This is a genomic window from Sorangium sp. So ce363 (genome assembly GCF_051520435.1).
GTDB lineage: Bacteria > Myxococcota_A > Polyangia > Polyangiales > Polyangiaceae > Sorangium > Sorangium cellulosum_B.
In genome coordinates this window covers 586,813-602,758 of record NZ_CP150333.1, presented here as the reverse complement: position 1 = coordinate 602,758, position 15,946 = coordinate 586,813, and the positions used below count along the sequence as shown (strand labels likewise).

Genomic DNA, 15,946 nt, shown 5'->3' with positions numbered 1-15,946 from the left:
CGAGCGTCGCGCGCTCTCCGCGGCGCCATCCAGCTCCTCGACACGGCGGACCTCTGGTTCGGCGAGGGCAAGCGCACCGGCGCCTATCAGCTGCGGCCCATCGACCAGGTGATCAAGGCGAGCCGGCCCTGGCGCGCGCGCCTCAAGGCGTTCGCCGACCAGGCGTTCGCGTTCGAGCCGGACGTCGCCGAGCAGTTCGCCGACGTGAACACGAGCGGCACGCTCACCGAGGAGACAAGCGATCTCGCCATGTTGCTCCGGCTCGCCCAGCAGCACCAGGCCCGCCTTGCGCCCGTCGGCCTCACCGAGGATTTCCTGCGCGAAGGCAGCGCGCTGCTCGACGAGGTGAGCGGGCGCGACCTGCTCGGCATCCTCGGGTTGCGCAACCGGGAAGAGTCGATGGTGCTCCGCAACTCCATCGTGACGTACGCCACGCTGCTCGGGAACGAGGCGCGCGCCGCCGGCGTCAACGCCTGCTGGGACATGCACGAGGTCAAGCGCCGCTTCAGCGCCACCTCGTTCCGCGGCGCCCTGCGGCGGCTCCGCCCGAAGCGCCGCGGCAGCGCCGCCGCGCCCGACGAGCCGGCGCCGCCCGAGCCTGCGCCGGTCGAGCCGACAGGCGCGCCGGTCTGACGCCGCGCCGGATCGAGAACGCGGCGCGCTAGCGCTGCGGCTCCGCCGCAACCCCTCCGTCATTCCGGCAGGAGCGCCTCGCCCAGCCGGTCGCGCGCCGCCAGGGCCGGGCTCTCCTCCGGGAAGACCAGGTTGACCTGCTCCGCGCCCCGCGCCAGGCACCGCACGAAGTCGGCGAGCCGCCCAGGTTCTCATCGGCGCGCGCGCTGGCCGCTTCGGGAGCGCCTGCGAGGGCTGCGGCGCGGGTCTTCGGCCTGGGCGCGGCGCGGGCGGGAGCGGCGGGGAGACCGCGCCTGCGCCGAGGGCGCGCGCCGCGAGCGCTACGATGACGAAACGCGCTCCTCGGCGATGAAGCTGCGTCTCGCGAATGTTCGGTCACTCTCCGCGACTTCCCACCCCTCCTGCTGCTCCATTGGATACCCGAGGCCACCGACCTCCCATCCATTGATGGCGCCGCGGTAGCCGGCTGCCAGCCCAACCAGCGCCACCAGCATGGTTCGCACGAGCGCTACGCGGCGCAGGTCGGCGACCGTGTCATATCCGTTGGGGGCCATCAGTCCTTGATGCACTACGATATCTCGCCCATCCCCGTCGGCTCCGGGAACGCTGCGATCGTCGGGATGCACATCGCCGGGTTCGTGGTGGCCCCCTTCGACCAGACCTGGTTTCATTCGGTCGGTGACATCGAATCTCAGCTAGGAGTCACCGTTGCGTTTTGATTGGAGCCTCGCCGCGTCCCGACCGCTCGCCGCTTCCCTCCTCCTCGTGGCCGGGTGCAACGCTCGTACACCGGGGAGCGGCGGCGATGCAGCGACCACCGGCGCGAAACCACAGGGAGCCCCGGCCTCGACGTCGGCCGCGCCGTCGTCCTCGAGGCCGGAGACCGCCCCGGCGGCACGTCGATCGAGCGATGTCCCTCCCGCCGTTGATCGAGCGGCCTTCAGCCCGGTCACCCTCGAGACGATCCAGCGCGCGCAGCACAAGATCACCGGGGACCACGCGGTCGGCGTGAACCTGCAGCCCTACTGCGAGCCGGAGGTTCAGGCGCCCGGCAGCACGAGCCCGGTCGGCGAGATGGCATGGCCAGAGCTCCGCGTGACCGACTACCAGCCGCTGCACGATTTGCTCTCGAAGCACCCGTCGTTCATCGGGGTGGTGCCCGAGCGGCAGCGACGGTCGATCGTCGTCGTCTTCGAGCCGGACTTCCAGGATTGGGCATCGATCCAGGCCCAGATCCCGGTTCCAAGGCGCGTCCCGGTCGAGCTGCGTCCCGGCTGTCACACGCGGAAGCAGAGAGAGCTCGCGCAGCAAGCGCTCGAGGCGCTCAGGAAAGAGCCGGCGGTCGGCTCGGCGTTGCACGCATGGGCGCCCGATGCCTCGATCGCCGGCCTCCGTGTCTTCGTGCTGCCGGGAGACACGGCGACGGCGGCGCTCGTCGCCGAGCGGCTCGGCTCGATCGCGAACGTCTGGTTCAGCAGGCCCTTCGGGAACCACTGAGCTCCCGCTGCTCGACCGAGGCGCGGACCGCCGTCATCGTCACGCCGAGCGGGCGGTACCACCCCGTCCTGGAGTAGCCATCGCGGAGCCATCTCCGCGACCACGTAGAACCGTGGCGAGCTCCTCCGGATGCCCCGGCGGGAGCCCGATGCGCTGCCGCACCTGCGCGATGCCGACGCCAACGCCCCCTGCGGCGAGCGCGAGGGGCCAGGGCCTCCCGGTCGTCTGCCGGATGAACGCGCGCACCCGCCCGACGTCCTCGAGGACCGCCGTCAGCCGCGCCGGATCGTTGAAGTTGTTCACGAAGGCGTTGGCGAGCGCCTGCTGCCCGCTCGTGTTGTCCGCCCGCCCGTCGCTGCCGTATTGCGCCATGAGGAGGTGGGCCATCGCGGGCGAAACCCCGGCGAGCAGGATGTTGTTGAACCGGTCGGTGGGCCCGCCGTGCCGCGCGTAGAAGCGATCGAAGGTGCGCGTCATCCATTCGGCGTCGAAGGGGCGCTCGCCGTGCTGCACGATGCACTCGACCAGGTTGCGCGCCATCTTGTTGCCGTTGTTGGCGCCCTGGCCGCCGATCGGATCGATCGACATCGCCGTGTCGCCCAGCGGCGTCACGATCCGGCCGGAGGGCAGCCGTCCGACGGGCTTGCGCACCGCGGGGACGACCCGCCCGTTCTGCCATCCGTGCTTGTCCGACAGCTCGGCTCCCCTGAACCACTCGTAGTCCCAGGGGATGAGCTCCTTCACCAGCCCCTTCGCGATCGCGATGATCTCCTCGCCTGACTTCGCGCCCTGGAACCTGTCGAGCGGCCCTCCGGGCACCGCCTCGACGAGACAGTTCCAGCTCGGTCCCACGTCCTTGTGGTGGTAGGGCACCCAGAACGCCTCCCCGATGCCCGCGAACAGGTTGAACTTGACCGGGAGCATCGGGATGCCGTCGAACCCGAGCTTCGGGCCGGTCACGCACATCATGACGACGTTGCGCTGCGCCTCCGAGTGGACGCTGCGCGCGGCGTCTCGCTCGAACAGGTTGCACAGATCGCCCCGTCCAGCAGCGACGACGGTGAGATCGTTCTCGGCGGCGATCGCGTCGAGCCGCGCGATCGTGACGGGCTCGATCACGATCTTGCCGCCCCGCCGCTCGAGCTCGAGCATCCACCGGTGGCTCTGGAGCCGGAGATCGATCGCGAAGAAGTGCTGCTCGAGGCGGCCCGCCAGCGTCAGGAGGCGGTTGCCCGGGGTGGCAGACGCGGTCACCTGGGCGCCGTGGCCTCGGGGCGCGGCGTCCTCCCAGAAGGCCAGGCCGAGCTCGCGCTCGAACGCGAGCGCGACGTCGAACCGCGCCGCGGTGCCGGTCGGTTTCGAGTCGTTGAGCCACTGCTCGGGCGTGCGATCCGAGTAGAGCGTCACCTCGTAGCCGGCCTTCACCAGGGCGTGCGCCGCGAGCAGGCCGGCCTGTCCAGACCCCACGATAGCTATCTTCCGCATGAGGAACCCCCGGGTTGGTTTGGTCTGCGCTCGCCTCACGGGCGACGCGCGCCGAGCCATCCGAGTCGGTTCGCCGTCAGGGCCACAGCAGGCGTCGCGAGCAAGGAAAGCCCAGTCGAGAGAGACCGTATCACCCGAGCCAGCCCCGCAGGAAGCGCCCACCCCCGCGCGCTCGCAAGCTCCGTCGCCGCGCATCGTTCCCCGTTCCCTCCCCCTCGCCCCCCCGCGCTCCCCTTCCGCGTTTCCCGCTGGAGAGAGCCCTCGGGGGGAGGGGGCGTCGCGCGGGGGGGGGGGCGAGGGGGAGGGCCCCACGAACCCGAGCGCCGGCCCGCATCGCAGCGACGCCTCATGGACTCGGCACCTCCGTACAGCCGGCCATTGCCACCAAAAGGCGCGAGTTCGTGGGAGGGCCCCCCTCGCCCCCCCGCGCGACGCCCCCTCCCCCCGAGGGCTCCGCTGCAGTCAGTCCATGGAGCGCCCCCGCCACCGAGGCCGCCCGCCGGTTGCGAGGCGCAGCCGCTTGGAGTAGCGTCCGCGCCGCCGCGGGGCCGGGTGATCCAGTTCGCCCAGCTCCAGCGGACGAGCCGGGCGTCTGGTGCGCGCCCCGGCTCGCGCGGCTCCCTCCCGCGCACAGGAGACGAGAATGGCCCGAGGTTCGACAACGACGCGCAGCGAATCGGACGCTGCCGAATCGCTCATCGGACGGGGCGCCCGCATCCGCGGGCGCGTCCATGGCGACGGCTCGCTCCGGGTCGAGGGGAGCGTCGAGGGGAACATCCAGCTGGCTGGCGACCTCGAGATCGAGGACGGAGCGACGGTCACCGGAGACGTCGAGGCGAGCTCGCTCGTCGTGTCCGGCCAGCTCACGGGGGACGTCGCGTCGCGCGGCCCCGTCACGATCCGGGCGACCGCGCAGTACGCCGGAAACGTGGGCGGCAGCGAGGTGATCCTCGAGGAAGGCGCGGCGTTCGCCGGCCGCATCGAGGCGGAGTTCGACCTCCCGGCCGAGCTCTCGGAGCGGACGACCGGCGGGCGCGGGCAGGCCCCGCGGCGTGAACCGGCAGGGCGGTAGCGCGCGTTGACGGACGAAGAATCGCGCCGCGAGGGCGCGGCGAGGAGCACGAACGTGGCGGGTACGATCATCGGAAACGGGCTCACGATCGAGGGCGAGATCACCTCCGACGAGGAGGTGATCGTCGCCGGGACGGTGCGCGGAAAGCTCACCGTCGAGGGGCCTCTCACCATCGACGCAGGGGCGCTGATCGAAGCGGACATCGGGGCGGCGTCGCTCCAGGTGGGCGGCAACGTGACCGGCAACGTCACGGCGGCCGATCGCGTCGATCTCCTCGCTGGCGGTCGCCTCGTCGGCGACGTGAAGGCGTCGCGGCTGACCATCGCGGACGGAGCCTCGTTCAAGGGCAACGTCGACATGGACGTGTAGCCGATGGCCGCCCAGTCCTCGATCGGGCCGACGACGGCCATCCGCGGCAACGTGCAGGGCGACGGGGATCTCGAGATCCTCGGCCGCGTCGAGGGGAGCGTCGTCATGACCGGCGACGTGACCATCGGCGAGGGCGCGCTCATCCAGAGCGACGTCCGCGGGCGGCGCGTCGTCGTCCGCGGCGCCGTCGCCGGGAACATCTCCGGCGACGAGGCCGTGATCCTCGAGCCCGGCGCGCGCGTCGTCGGCGACCTCGGCGCGCCGCAGATCGGCATCCACGCGGGCGCGCTGGTGCGCGGCAACGTCACCACCGGCGCGCCGCTCGCCGCGGTCCCTGCCCCCGCCCCGGCGCGGACCGCCGCCGCTGTACCTGCGCCGCGCGCCGCGGCGGCGCGGCCGGCGCGTGCGCTGGCGGAGCAGCGCGCGCCTGCGCCGCCCGCCCGGCCTGCGCCGCGCGCCGCGCCTGCCCCCGCGCGCCCCGCGCCGGCGGCGCGCCCGGTCGTCGAGGCGAGGCCCGCTCCTGCGCCGGAGCCGCGCCTCGCGGCCGTTCACGACGACGAGGAGGCCGATCTGTCGGCCTCGGCCGCCGGCGAGGGTGACGAGCCCGAGGCGTCCGAGGGCGCCGGCGGGCCGCCGCCGCCCGTGGTCCCCGCGCTCCGGAAGGGGGCCGCGAAGGCCTCGCTGCGCAAGCGGGGCGGCCGGTGAGCGCCGCCGACGCCTCGGAGCGGGAGCGGCTCGTCGCGCTGCTGCGCGAGCGCTCGTTCGAGCAGAAGCGCGTCGTCCTCGCGTCCGGCCGGGAGAGCGACTTCTTCATCGACTGCAAGCAGTCGGTGCTGACCGCCGAGGGCCACGCCCTCGTCGGCTCGCTCATGTTCGAGGCGCTCGGCGCGCTCCCGCGGTGCGAGGCCGTCGCCGGCGTCGAGCTCGGAGGGTGCCCCCTCGCGAGCGCTGTGTCGCTCACGAGCTTCCTGCGAGGCCGCCCCCTCCCCGCGCTCTACGTGCGCAAGGAGGTCAAGGACCACGGCTCGCGGCGCCTCGTCGAGGGCGATCGTGGCCTCGTGCCCGGGATGCCCGTCGCGATCCTCGAGGACGTGATCACGACGGGCGGCTCGACGCTGAAGGCGGTCGAGAAGCTCCGCACCGCGGGCGCCTCCGTGGTCGGCGTGATCGCCCTGGTCGACCGCCTCGAGGGCGGCGCGGAGGCGATCCGCGCCGCGGGGCTGCCGGTCGTCGCGATCTGCACCCGCCGCGACTTCATCCCGGACACCCCGCCCGGCTGAGGCTGCGCGACGCGCAGCCCGGCCGAGGCGACGGCGCGCTGCCCGCCGCCTCGGCTGCGCGCTACTCCGCCGCCTTCGCCTGCGGCTCGCCGAGGAGCGGATAACCGAGCGCCTCGCGCTGCGCGACGTACGTCTCGGCGACCGCCCGCGCGAGCGCGCGGACACGGCCGATGAAGCGCTGCCGCTCGGTGACGCTGATCGCGCCCCGCGCGTCGAGGACGTTGAAGCGGTGGGCCGCCTTCACGACGAAATCGTAGGCCGGGAGCACCAGCGCCTTCTTCGGATCGATCGCCGCCCCCTTCGCCGCCGGATCCGCGCCCCGGTACAGGAGCCGCTTCACCTCGGCCTCGCAGACGTCGAACGCCGCGAAGTGCTCGGCGATGTCGGCCTCCTCGAAGTTGTAGGTCGACCACTCCCACTCGGCGCGCTGGTAGATGTCCCCGTAGCGCACGATCTTCCCGCCCCTGTCCGAGTAGACGACGTCGTAGATGCTGTCCTTGTCCTGCAGGTACATCGCGATCCGCTCGAGCCCGTAGGTGAGCTCGCCGGACACGGGGCGGCAGTCGATCCCGCCGATCTGCTGGAAGTAGGTGAACTGCGAGATCTCGAGCCCGTCGATCCACACCTGCCAGCCGAGCCCCCACGCCCCGAGCGTCGGCGACTCCCAGTCGTCCTCGAGGAACCGGACGTCGTGATCGAGCGGGTTCGTGCCGATCGCCCGCAGCGACTCCAGGTAGAGGTCCTGGATGTCGATCGGGCTCGGCTTGAGGATCACCTGGAACTGGTGAAACTGCTGCATACGGTTCGGGTTCTCCCCGTAACGACCGTCCGCGGGCCGCCGGGAAGGCTCGACGAAGGCCACATTCCAGGGCTCGGGGCCGAGCGCGCGAAGGAACGTCGCCGGGTTGAAGGTGCCGGCGCCGACCTCCGAGTTGTACGGCTGCACGATGAGGCAGCCGCGATCGGCCCAGAACTTCTGCAGGGTGAGAATGAGGTCTTGGAAGGTCATGGGAGGGCCGGTTCTTAGCCTGGATCGCCCGCGCAGGCGACGCCCCGCGTAGCGTCGCCCGCACGGTCCGCCCGGCGCGCTGCCTCCGGGCCCGCGCGCCGCGCGCCGGACGCCGCACCGGCGCCCCGCCGCCATCCACCGCCGCCCGCGACCACCCCGTCGAGGACGGCCCGCCTCGATCCGCCCCTGCCCCTCGGAGGTCCGCAGACTGCTTGCGCTTGACCGGCGAGCGGCGTAGGTTCCCGCGCAATTATATGGGAGCCCATGCATCCTCGATGGCGCGCCGGAAGAGCCCCGCGCGGCAGGCCCCCGGCGGGCCCGACGCGCAGCGGGTCATGGATGCGATCCGCGCGATCGTACAGCGCCTGCGCGTCTCGTCGCGCGCGTGCGAGCGGCAGCTCGGCCTGAGCAGCGCGCAGCTGTTCGTGCTGCAGCAGCTCGATCAGGCGGCCGCCTCCTCGATCGCCGAGCTCGCGCAGCGCACGCTGACGCACCAGAGCTCGGTGTCGGTCGTGGTGACGCGCCTGGCCGAGCGAGGGCTGGTCACCCGGCGCGCCTCGCCTGAGGACGCGCGCCGGACCGAGATCTCGCTCACCGCTGCCGGCCGCGCGCTGCTCCGCCGCGCGCCCCGCACCGCGCAGGCCGAGCTCGTCACCGCCGTCGACCGCCTGCCCGCCGACGAGCGCAGCGCGCTCGCGCAGAGCCTCGCCACCCTCGCCCGGGCGCTCGGCGCCGGCGACGAGGCCCCCCCGCTGTTCTTCGAAGGCGAGGAGACCCCCGCCGGAGCCGAACCCGAAGCGACAGACCGCGAGGAGAGCTGAATTGTCCAGATTGAACGCCCCACCCCCACCAGTCACCGAGAGCATCCCGGTCGCCCCCTCGATGGGCCCGACCCTCGAGGACCTCCGCGTCCCCGCCCCCAGCGCCGCCGTCGACCGGCGGGTCGTCCTCGTCAGCGGCCTCGCGATCGCGCTCGGCGGCGTGGCCTTCCTCGCGGCGGAGCTGCTCACCACGCTCATCGCCGTCATCACGAACCTCGCCTTCTTCGGCCGGCTGTCCGCCGCCCCCGCGTCGCCCGCCGAGCACCACCTCGGCCTCCTCGTGCTCGTGGTGCCGATCCTCGGCGCGCTCGTCGTCGGCGTGATGGCCCGCTACGGCTCGCAGGCGATCCGCGGCCACGGGATCCCGGAGGCGATGGAGCAGGTGCTGTTCAACCAGAGCCGCATCCCGCCGCGGATAACGCTGCTCAAGCCGCTCTCCGCGGCGATCGCCATCGGCACCGGCGGTCCGTTCGGCGCGGAGGGCCCCATCATCGCCACCGGCGGCGCGCTCGGCTCGCTGGTCGGGCAGCTGCTCCGGATCACCGCGGACGAGCGCAAGACGCTGCTCGCCGCGGGCGCGGCGGCGGGCATGTCGGCGACCTTCGGCAGCCCGGTGGCGGCCGTGCTGCTCGCGATCGAGCTCCTGCTCTTCGAGTACCGCCCGCGCTCGGTGATCCCCGTCGCCCTCGCCGCGACCACGGCGACCGCGGCGCGCCTCTGCGCGGGCCACACCGCGCCCGCGTTCGAGATGGCGTCCGTGGCGCCCTCGACCGGCCCCGCGCTCGCCTTCTACATCGTGCTCGGCGCGGTCCTCGGCCTCGCGGCGATGGGCGCCACCCGCGCGATCTACGCGATCGAGGAGGCGTTCGAGCGGCTGCCGCTCCACTGGATGTGGTGGCCGGCGATCGGCGCCGTCGCGATCGGCGTCGTGGGTTACTTCGCGCCGCGGACGCTCGGGGTCGGGTACAGCAACATCGACGACATCCTGAGCGGCCGCCTGGCGCTCGCCGCGCTCGTGTCGCTCTCGCTGATGAAGTTCATCTCCTGGTCGATCGCGCTCGGCAGCGGCACCTCGGGCGGGACGCTCGCGCCGCTCTTCACCGTCGGCGGCGGGCTCGGCGCGATCCTCGGCCTGGCCGCGAGCGCGCTCCTCCCCGGGCTCGGCGTGGACGCGCGCGTCGCCGGGCTCGTCGGGATGGCGGCGATCTTCGCGGGCGCGTCCCGGGCGCTCCTCGCGTCCGTCGTCTTCGCCTTCGAGACGACCCGGCAGCCGATGGGGCTGCTGCCGCTGCTCGGCGGCTGCAGCGCGGCCTTCCTCGTCTCCAGCCTGCTGATGCGGCACTCCATCATGACGGAGAAGATCGCCCGCCGCGGCGCGCGCGTGACGGTCGAGTACGCGGCCGATCACCTGGCGCAGATCACCGCCGGCGAGGCCGCCTCGCGCCCCGCCGTGACGCTCGCCGCCGACGATACGGTCGAGACGGCCCGCGCCTTTCTGCTGTCGCAGGCGGCGGGCTCGCGCCACCAGGGCTTCCCGGTCGTGGACGATCGGGGGGAGCTCGTCGGCGTGGTCACCCAGCGCGACGTGCTCACCGAGCAGGCCGGTACCATCTCGATCCGCCACCTGGTCCGGCGGCCGCCCGCCGTGGTGTTCGAGGACAGCTCCTTGCGCGAAGCCGCCGATCACATGGTCACCGAGGGGGTGGGGAGGCTCCCTGTCGTGTCCAGGCAGGCCCCACGCAAGGTCCTCGGGATCCTGACGCGCAGCGATCTGCTCGACGCGCATCGGAGCCGGATCGACGCCGGCAAGCGCCGCGAGCAAGCCCTTGCCGCCGCGAGGCGGCGCGGAGGTCCGGCCATCCCGGACCGGGCCACCGTGGGGCAGAGCTAGTCCACGAAGTAATCGCGATCGCCCGCCAGACCCTGCTCGAGCGCGGCCATTCCCTTGGCGACGTCGAGCTTCACGCCCTCTCGCTGGAAGCTCATGCCCATCGCGTAGAGCGTCTTGAACAGGTTGTGCGAGCGGCACTGCTCGCCCATCTGGCCCACACGCACGATGTTGAGGCCGAAGGCGCCCGAGATCTCGACGCGGAAGGCCTTGGTCATGTACTCGCGGATCCGCGCGCTATCGACGCCGGACGGCAGCTTGATGGCGAGCACGCTGTTGAGGCGCACGTCCTTCGACGCGAACAGCTCGAGCCCCATGGCCTCGAGGCCCGCCTGCATGGCCAGAGAGCTCATCTCGTGGCGACGGAACCGCCGCTCGAGCGTCTCCTCGCAGACGAGGCGCAGCGCCTCGTGCAGCGCGAGCACGCCGGGCACCGGCGCCGTGTAGTGGTACTGCTGGTAGCCCCAGAACCGCTGCGCGCGCGTCGCGTCGTAGCACCAGTGCGGGCGCGGCAGGGGGCGCTCCTCGACGACCTTCCACGCGTCCTGCGAGAACGCGCAGGCCGAGACGCCCGGGATCGACGACAGCGCCTTCTGCCCGCCGACGATGCCGACGTCGATGCCCCACTCGTCCATGTGCACCGGCATGGCCGTGAGCGTGACCACCGCGTCGACGATCGTGAGGGCGCCCTGCGTCTTCGCGAGCTTGCAGATCTCCGGCATCTCGACCATGCGGACGCCGCAGGACGTCTCGCCGTGCGCCATCGTGACCACGTCGTAGCGCTGCTTCTTCATCGCCTCACGCACGTCCGCGAGCGACACGGGCCGCCCGGGCGGCCCCTCGAGGAAGGTGACATCGGCGCCCACGCCGAGCGCCATCTCGCCGAGGCGCCCGCTGAACGTCCCCACCTTCAGGCAAAGCACCTTGCGCCCGGGCCAGCACAGGTTCGCCACGGCCATCTCCATCGCCGCGGACGCGGGCCCGGCGAGGCCGAGGATCTTGTCGCTGCGCGTCTGGAACGCATAGGCCGCCATGTACTTCACGTTCTGGATGACGCGGTCCATGGTGGGGCCGAGGTGATTGATGATGACCCCGTTCGCCTGGGCCACCGCCTGCGGGATGGGCACCGGACCGGCGCCCATGAGCAGCAGCGGCTCGGACGGCAGGATCGCGGCGAGGGGCGTGATCGGCGGGGGCAGGATCGAGAACGACATGGCCAGGACCTTGGGCAAAAGCGCGGAGCCCGCTAGCAAGCCCAAAGCCTCCTGCGGCGTCAAGCGTTACCCGGCGAGCGGGCGCGGCGCCGGCGGAAATGCGGTGCCGGCGCCGGAGTCCGCGCCGCAGGCCGCCACAGGCCGCCGAAGGCCCTGCTCGTCGTACGACCCTGGGGGGTGGGCCGTGCGACGAGCAGGGCCCCCTCCAGCCTGCCGAGCGAGAGGGGAGCGCGCCGCGCCGCCTGAGCCGAGATCGCGCTCACGGGTCGCGGCGCCTCCTCCGCGCCTCCTGCTCTCGGCCCGAGGTGCTCCCGGACGTTACAGATCGCGGCGGCGGATCGAGGGCTCCTTCATGCAGCGCCATGGGCCGGTATCGGGCGTGGCGCCTCAAGAGAGGATCGCTCGGCCCGCTCATACCACCGTACGGCGCCGCGCGATCGCCTGATAGCCGGCGGTCAGCACGATGGCGCCGATGAGCGACATGAAGAAGCCAGCCGGCTCACCCTCACGGTACATGAACAACATGCGGCCGAGCAGCCCGCCGATGAAGGAGCCGACAACGCCGATGATCATCGAGACGACCCACCCGCCCGGCTCACGTCCAGGGACGATGAGGCGCGCCAGAGCACCGACGACGAGGCCAAACAGGAGAAAGAGAATGAACGACATGATGAACCTCCCAGAAAGGAGCGAAGTGCTCCTCGTTGCTATGCAGGCTGTTCAGCAAGCGCCGCGCCATGCCCTGGAGTCCCGGCTCTCCACAGACGCCCAGCCGAGCTGAACGCCGCGGACAGAGCGCTCGCATCGCCGCATTCACCGCGAAATCCGACCGCAGCGCGGGTGCGCCCCCAGGAGAGCGGGGGCCGTCCGGTCGGACCGTGGGATTGCTTGCTTGGCCGCCGCGTGGCGTATTGCCTCAGGCGAGCCGAGAGGCAGAGCGCGAGCGAGGTAGCCTGCCCCAATCGCCCTTCCGCGTCCTCGAAAAGACCGTTCGGCATGCGATGGCGCACCGGTTGCTAGATCTGGAGGTTGCCAATGCGAGGTCGACGGCGGCGGTGCGCCGCAGAGAGGCTCTGCGGAGGCCACGCCACGAGGAGCATGCAATGAGCAACGCAAGCGATCGCAATGAAGGGGCCGCCGAAGAGATGGGCGGCAAGATCAAGAAGGGCCTCGGCCAGCTGCTCGGCGACGAGCAGATGGAAGCGGAGGGCCGCGCCAAGGAGCTCCGAGGAAAGGTACAAAAGGAGGACGCCAAGGCGGAGGAGCGCGCGAAGGGCGCGGTCGAAGAGGCCGCCGGCGCGATCAAGAACCGAGTCGGCAAGCTGGTCGATAACGAGCAGATGGCCGCCGAAGGGAAGGCCAAGGAGCTCAAAGGAGAGAACCGCCAGAAGGCCAATCAGTAACCAGCGAGAGGGCGCGCCCTGGCGCCGCCCGCCGGAGGTCCGGCGGGGCGGGCCGCCTCCGGCGCCGCCCTAACCGCTCACCAGGCGCGCGAGGCCGTCTCCGGCGCTGGCCCGCGGGCCCGGCCGTCACGCCTCCGTCGCCGAGACGCCGTGCCGCTGGAGGAGCTCGCGCAGGTGGCTGCGGTCCATCCGCGCCGCGCGGGCCGCGCGCGAGAGGTTGCCGCCGTTCGCGCGCACGAGCGCCGTGAGGAACGTGCGCTCCCAGCGCGCCACGGCGCGCTCCTTCGCCTCGCGGAACGACAGGCTGAGCTCGTCGTCCCGGGGCGCCGGGAGCGCCGGGGCGCCGCTGTCCACCCCCTCGGAGCCCATCACGGCTTCGCGGAACAGCGCGGGATCGATCATCAGCACCGCGCGCTCCACCGCGCCGCGGAGCTCGCGGACGTTGCCCGGCCAGTCCTGCCGCATGAAGGCCTCCAGCAGCTCGCCGGGGGGGCTCTGGTCCTGCCCTTGCGCGAGCTGCCGGTAGAAATGCGCGGTGAGCATCGCGATGTCGTCGGGGCGCTCGCGCAGCGCGGGGACGCGGAGGCGGACGATGTTGAGCCGGTAGTAGAGATCCGACCGGAAATTTCCGCGGTTCACCTCCTGGCGGAGATCGCGGTTGGTCGTCGCGATGACCCGGATATCGAGCTTGGTCGGCTCGATCGTGCCGATGCGACGGATCTGCCGCTCCTCGAGCACGCGCAGGAGCTTCGGCTGCATGTCGAGCGGGAGCTCGCCCATCTCGTCGAGCAGCACGGTGCCGCCCCGCGCCGCCTCGAAGGCGCCGGCGCGCGCCGCCTGCGCGCCCGTGAACGCCCCCTTCGCGTGCCCGAAGAGCTCGGCCTCGATGAGCGTCGGCGGGATGGATCCGCAGTCGATCACGACGAACGGCCCCCCAGCGCGCGGGCTGCTCTCGTGGATCGCCTCGGCGAGCAGGCCCTTGCCCGTGCCCGTCTCGCCCTCGATCAGCACCGTCGAGTCCGACGCGGCGATCCGCGGCAGCGCCCCGAAGATGCGGCGCATCGCGGCGCTCTGCCCGAGCACCCGGCCGTACCGCTCCTCGTCGCCGAGCGGCTCGCGGATCTCCTCGGCCAGCGGCTCGAAGCGGAGCGTGGACTGCCCGACCCCGAGCAAGGCGCCCGGCAGGAGATAGGCCGCCTCGACGCGGAAGCCGGAGAGGGTCGTGCCGTTCTTGCTGCCGAGATCGCGGAGAAAGAACCCCCGCGGGGTGACCGAGATCACGCAATGGTGCCGCGACACCGCCCGGTCGGTGAGGATGAGCTGGTTGCCGGGCGCCGTGCCGATCACGAACTCCGTCGCGTCCGACGTCTGGGACGCCCCGGCGTCCGGGCCGGCGGTCACCTGCACGCGGAAGCGGCTGAACGCGATCTCCTTGGAGCGGACCTTGAGGAGCGCCGTCTCGGCGCTCGGGTGGATCTTCGGCTCGGACGCCATTTCGCCAGTCTACCACAGGGAGCGCGGCGCGAGATCGCCCGCCGGTCCGCTCTCCCCGGCGCGCGCAGCAGCGCCGCGTGGCGTTGACGTCAGCGCGCGAGCGCCGCGCCCCGGCGGCTCGCGCCGGAGAGCTCTGGCTCGCCACCGTCAGGGCCTTTGAACCCGTGACGATAACGTGCCGGAGAGGGGCAGTGTGGACCCCATCGTAAACACAATTTCTTTTGCTTTCTCTTCTAGAAGGATAGGAAGGATGGCCGACGGCCGGGCCCGGCAGTCACGGCAGGCGCGCGCGCTCGCCAGCGCTGTGGCGAGCCCGCCTCTCGCGGCGCCGCCGCGCGCGCGGACTCCCCTTGTCGCTGCGGCGCGCGGCGGCTAAGAGGTCTCCCCATGATGCGAGGCGCGCGCAGCGATATCACGAAGGCCGTCGGCGACACGCCGATCGTCAAGCTGAACCGGGTCACCGAGGGGCTCGAGAGCGACATCTATGTGAAGTGCGAGTACCTGAACCCGGGCGGCAGCCACAAGGATCGGGTCGCGCTGAACATGATCCGCGACGCCGAGGCGAACGGGCTCAAGCCCGGCGGGACGATCGTCGAGGCGACCAGCGGCAACACGGGCGCCGCGCTCGCGATGGTCGCGGCCATCCGGGGATACAAGTGCGTCTTCGTCATGCCGGACAAGATGTCGCAAGAGAAGATCGCGACGCTGCGCGCCTATGGCGCCCGCGTCGTGGTCTGTCCCACCGCCGTCGAGCCCGACGACCCGCGCAGCTACTACCAGGTGGCCAAGCGCATCGCCGACGAGACGCCGAACTGCTTCTACGCGAACCAGTACCACAACCCGTCGAACCCCGAGGCCCACGTCCGGTCCACCGGCCCCGAGATCTGGGCGCAGTGCGGCGACGAGCTCGACGTCTTCGTCGCCGGCATGGGGACAGGGGGCACCCTGAGCGGCATTGGCAAGTTCCTCAAGGAGAGGAAGCCAGAGATCAAGATGGTCGGCGTCGACCCGGTCGGCTCGCTCTATTACGATTACGTCAAGACCCAGCGGATCACGAAGCCATTTGCCTACAAGGTCGAGGGGATCGGCGAGGATTTCTTCCCGAGCACGATGAACCTCAAGATCATCGACGAGATCATCCGGGTCGACGACAAGGAGTGCTTCCTCATGACGCGGGACCTCGTACGGCTCGAGGGCCTCTTCGTGGGCGGCTCCGGGGGCGCGGCGGTGGCCGGCGCGATCAAGTATGCGCGGCAGAGCGGGAAGAAGGAGAACATCCTCGTTCTTTTGCCCGACGGCGCGTCCAAGTACATCTCGAAGATCTTCAATGACGACTGGATGCGAGAGAACGGCTTCCTCGAGGAGGACAAGGGCCTCGGGACGGTGCGCGACCTGCTCGCCGTCAAGCCCAGCGGGGCGGTGGTCACCGCCGACGCGAACGCCAGGGTTCGCGAGGTCATCGACATGATGAAATCGCACGGGATAAGCCAGCTCCCGGTGACCCAGGACGGCAAGCTGCGCGGGATGGTCCACGAGATCGACCTGCTCCGGCACCTCGTGACGGGGAGCGGCACGCTCGACTCGAGCATCGGCGGGCTCGTCGAGAGCGACTATGCGACCGTGACGCCCGCGACGAAGGTCGAGCTCCTGAAGGGCGTCCTGAGCGACGCGAAGATCGCGCTCGTCGTCGACAAGGAGACGGTGCTCGGCGTCGTGTCCAAGATCGACCTCATCGACTATCTTGCCCGCAAGGCGACGCCGGCCATCGGCTGAGCGCCCGA

Annotated in this window: 15 protein-coding genes and 1 pseudogene; 10 read left to right on the top strand and 6 right to left on the bottom strand. The window is 71.7% G+C overall.

Annotation, left to right across the window (positions count from 1 at the left end; all coding sequences use genetic code 11):
• The first annotated feature begins 108 nt into the window (after positions 1–108).
• Positions 109–633, top strand: coding sequence for a hypothetical protein (locus WMF12_RS02320; RefSeq protein WP_437861944.1), 525 nt, complete (start codon positions 109–111; stop codon positions 631–633).
• Positions 634–953: 320 nt separating this feature from the next.
• Here WMF12_RS02320 and WMF12_RS02315 read toward each other — a convergent pair whose 3' ends face one another.
• Positions 954–1,304: a hypothetical protein gene (locus tag WMF12_RS02315; RefSeq protein WP_437861934.1), complete on the bottom strand. Its 351-nt coding sequence runs from the start codon at positions 1,302–1,304 to the stop codon at positions 954–956.
• Between the two features lie 37 nt (positions 1,305–1,341).
• Between WMF12_RS02315 and WMF12_RS02310 the strand changes: the two genes are divergently transcribed.
• Positions 1,342–2,130, top strand: a complete 789-nt coding sequence (locus WMF12_RS02310; protein ID WP_437861924.1) for a hypothetical protein — start codon at positions 1,342–1,344, stop codon at positions 2,128–2,130.
• 132 nt (positions 2,131–2,262) lie between these two features.
• On the opposite strand, the pseudogene WMF12_RS02305 reads toward WMF12_RS02310, so the two are convergent.
• Positions 2,263–3,615: pseudogene (locus WMF12_RS02305) on the bottom strand (styrene monooxygenase/indole monooxygenase family protein); the annotation flags it as partial.
• 643 nt (positions 3,616–4,258) lie between these two features.
• Here WMF12_RS02305 and WMF12_RS02300 point away from each other — a divergent pair.
• The 4 genes from WMF12_RS02300 to pyrE are packed head-to-tail and all read left to right on the top strand — an operon-like array spanning position 4,259 to position 6,336.
• On the top strand, positions 4,259–4,687 hold the full coding sequence (locus tag WMF12_RS02300; RefSeq protein WP_437743959.1) for a bactofilin family protein: 429 nt from the start codon (positions 4,259–4,261) through the stop codon (positions 4,685–4,687).
• Positions 4,688–4,741: 54 nt separating this feature from the next.
• Entirely contained in the window at positions 4,742–5,056 is a 315-nt protein-coding gene (locus WMF12_RS02295) for a bactofilin family protein (RefSeq protein WP_012233083.1), read from the top strand.
• Between the two features lie 3 nt (positions 5,057–5,059).
• Complete coding sequence (locus tag WMF12_RS02290) at positions 5,060–5,761, top strand: bactofilin family protein (protein ID WP_437861877.1); 702 nt, start codon at positions 5,060–5,062, stop codon at positions 5,759–5,761.
• Positions 5,758–6,336 carry an orotate phosphoribosyltransferase gene (gene pyrE / locus WMF12_RS02285; protein ID WP_437861850.1) on the top strand — a complete coding sequence of 193 codons (579 nt, stop codon included), beginning with the start codon at positions 5,758–5,760 and terminating at the stop codon, positions 6,334–6,336. The genes WMF12_RS02290 and pyrE overlap by 4 nt, the downstream gene beginning before the upstream one ends.
• Before the next feature lie 61 nt (positions 6,337–6,397).
• On the opposite strand, the gene glyQ is transcribed toward pyrE, so the two are convergent.
• Positions 6,398–7,345, bottom strand: coding sequence for a glycine--tRNA ligase subunit alpha (gene glyQ, locus WMF12_RS02280; RefSeq protein ID WP_437861842.1), 948 nt, complete (start codon positions 7,343–7,345; stop codon positions 6,398–6,400).
• A 275-nt stretch (positions 7,346–7,620) separates the two neighbouring features.
• Here glyQ and WMF12_RS02275 point away from each other — a divergent pair, with 275 nt between their 5' ends.
• Positions 7,621–8,166, top strand: a complete 546-nt coding sequence (locus WMF12_RS02275) for a MarR family winged helix-turn-helix transcriptional regulator (RefSeq protein ID WP_437861835.1) — start codon at positions 7,621–7,623, stop codon at positions 8,164–8,166.
• Between the two features lie 61 nt (positions 8,167–8,227).
• On the top strand, positions 8,228–10,057 hold the full coding sequence (locus WMF12_RS02270; protein WP_437873829.1) for a chloride channel protein: 1,830 nt from the start codon (positions 8,228–8,230) through the stop codon (positions 10,055–10,057).
• On the opposite strand, the gene WMF12_RS02265 is transcribed toward WMF12_RS02270, so the two are convergent.
• Complete coding sequence (locus WMF12_RS02265; RefSeq protein WP_437743954.1) at positions 10,054–11,268, bottom strand: pyridoxal-phosphate-dependent aminotransferase family protein; 1,215 nt, start codon at positions 11,266–11,268, stop codon at positions 10,054–10,056. The two genes, WMF12_RS02270 and WMF12_RS02265, sit on opposite strands and share 4 nt — an antisense overlap.
• Before the next feature lie 411 nt (positions 11,269–11,679).
• Complete coding sequence (locus WMF12_RS02260) at positions 11,680–11,937, bottom strand: GlsB/YeaQ/YmgE family stress response membrane protein (protein ID WP_437549160.1); 258 nt, start codon at positions 11,935–11,937, stop codon at positions 11,680–11,682.
• Between the two features lie 332 nt (positions 11,938–12,269).
• Here WMF12_RS02260 and WMF12_RS02255 point away from each other — a divergent pair, with 332 nt between their 5' ends.
• Positions 12,270–12,671 carry a CsbD family protein gene (locus tag WMF12_RS02255; protein WP_437861812.1) on the top strand — a complete coding sequence of 134 codons (402 nt, stop codon included), beginning with the start codon at positions 12,270–12,272 and terminating at the stop codon, positions 12,669–12,671.
• A gap of 126 nt (positions 12,672–12,797) precedes the next feature.
• Here WMF12_RS02255 and WMF12_RS02250 read toward each other — a convergent pair whose 3' ends face one another.
• Positions 12,798–14,165, bottom strand: a complete 1,368-nt coding sequence (locus WMF12_RS02250; protein ID WP_437743952.1) for a sigma 54-interacting transcriptional regulator — start codon at positions 14,163–14,165, stop codon at positions 12,798–12,800.
• Between the two features lie 387 nt (positions 14,166–14,552).
• Between WMF12_RS02250 and WMF12_RS02245 the strand changes: the two genes are divergently transcribed.
• Positions 14,553–15,938 (top strand): cystathionine beta-synthase, encoded by a 1,386-nt coding sequence (locus WMF12_RS02245; protein ID WP_437861801.1) that lies wholly within the window; start codon positions 14,553–14,555, stop codon positions 15,936–15,938.
• Positions 15,939–15,946 lie beyond the last annotated feature (8 nt).

What these genes read in the sequence shown, in the direction of transcription:
- WMF12_RS02315 (WP_437861934.1), bottom strand. Translation starts at nt 1,304, where the DNA reads ATGAAACCAGGTCTGGTCGAAGGGGGCCACCACGAACCCGGCGATGTG.
- WMF12_RS02290 (WP_437861877.1), top strand. Translation starts at nt 5,060, where the DNA reads ATGGCCGCCCAGTCCTCGATCGGGCCGACGACGGCCATCCGCGGCAAC.
- WMF12_RS02300 (WP_437743959.1), top strand. Translation starts at nt 4,259, where the DNA reads ATGGCCCGAGGTTCGACAACGACGCGCAGCGAATCGGACGCTGCCGAA.
- WMF12_RS02255 (WP_437861812.1), top strand. Translation starts at nt 12,270, where the DNA reads ATGGCGCACCGGTTGCTAGATCTGGAGGTTGCCAATGCGAGGTCGACG.
- WMF12_RS02265 (WP_437743954.1), bottom strand. Translation starts at nt 11,268, where the DNA reads ATGTCGTTCTCGATCCTGCCCCCGCCGATCACGCCCCTCGCCGCGATC.
- WMF12_RS02270 (WP_437873829.1), top strand. Translation starts at nt 8,228, where the DNA reads ATGGGCCCGACCCTCGAGGACCTCCGCGTCCCCGCCCCCAGCGCCGCC.
- WMF12_RS02275 (WP_437861835.1), top strand. Translation starts at nt 7,621, where the DNA reads ATGGCGCGCCGGAAGAGCCCCGCGCGGCAGGCCCCCGGCGGGCCCGAC.
- WMF12_RS02260 (WP_437549160.1), bottom strand. Translation starts at nt 11,937, where the DNA reads ATGTCGTTCATTCTCTTTCTCCTGTTTGGCCTCGTCGTCGGTGCTCTG.
- glyQ (WP_437861842.1), bottom strand. Translation starts at nt 7,345, where the DNA reads ATGACCTTCCAAGACCTCATTCTCACCCTGCAGAAGTTCTGGGCCGAT.
- WMF12_RS02250 (WP_437743952.1), bottom strand. Translation starts at nt 14,165, where the DNA reads ATGGCGTCCGAGCCGAAGATCCACCCGAGCGCCGAGACGGCGCTCCTC.
- WMF12_RS02245 (WP_437861801.1), top strand. Translation starts at nt 14,553, where the DNA reads ATGATGCGAGGCGCGCGCAGCGATATCACGAAGGCCGTCGGCGACACG.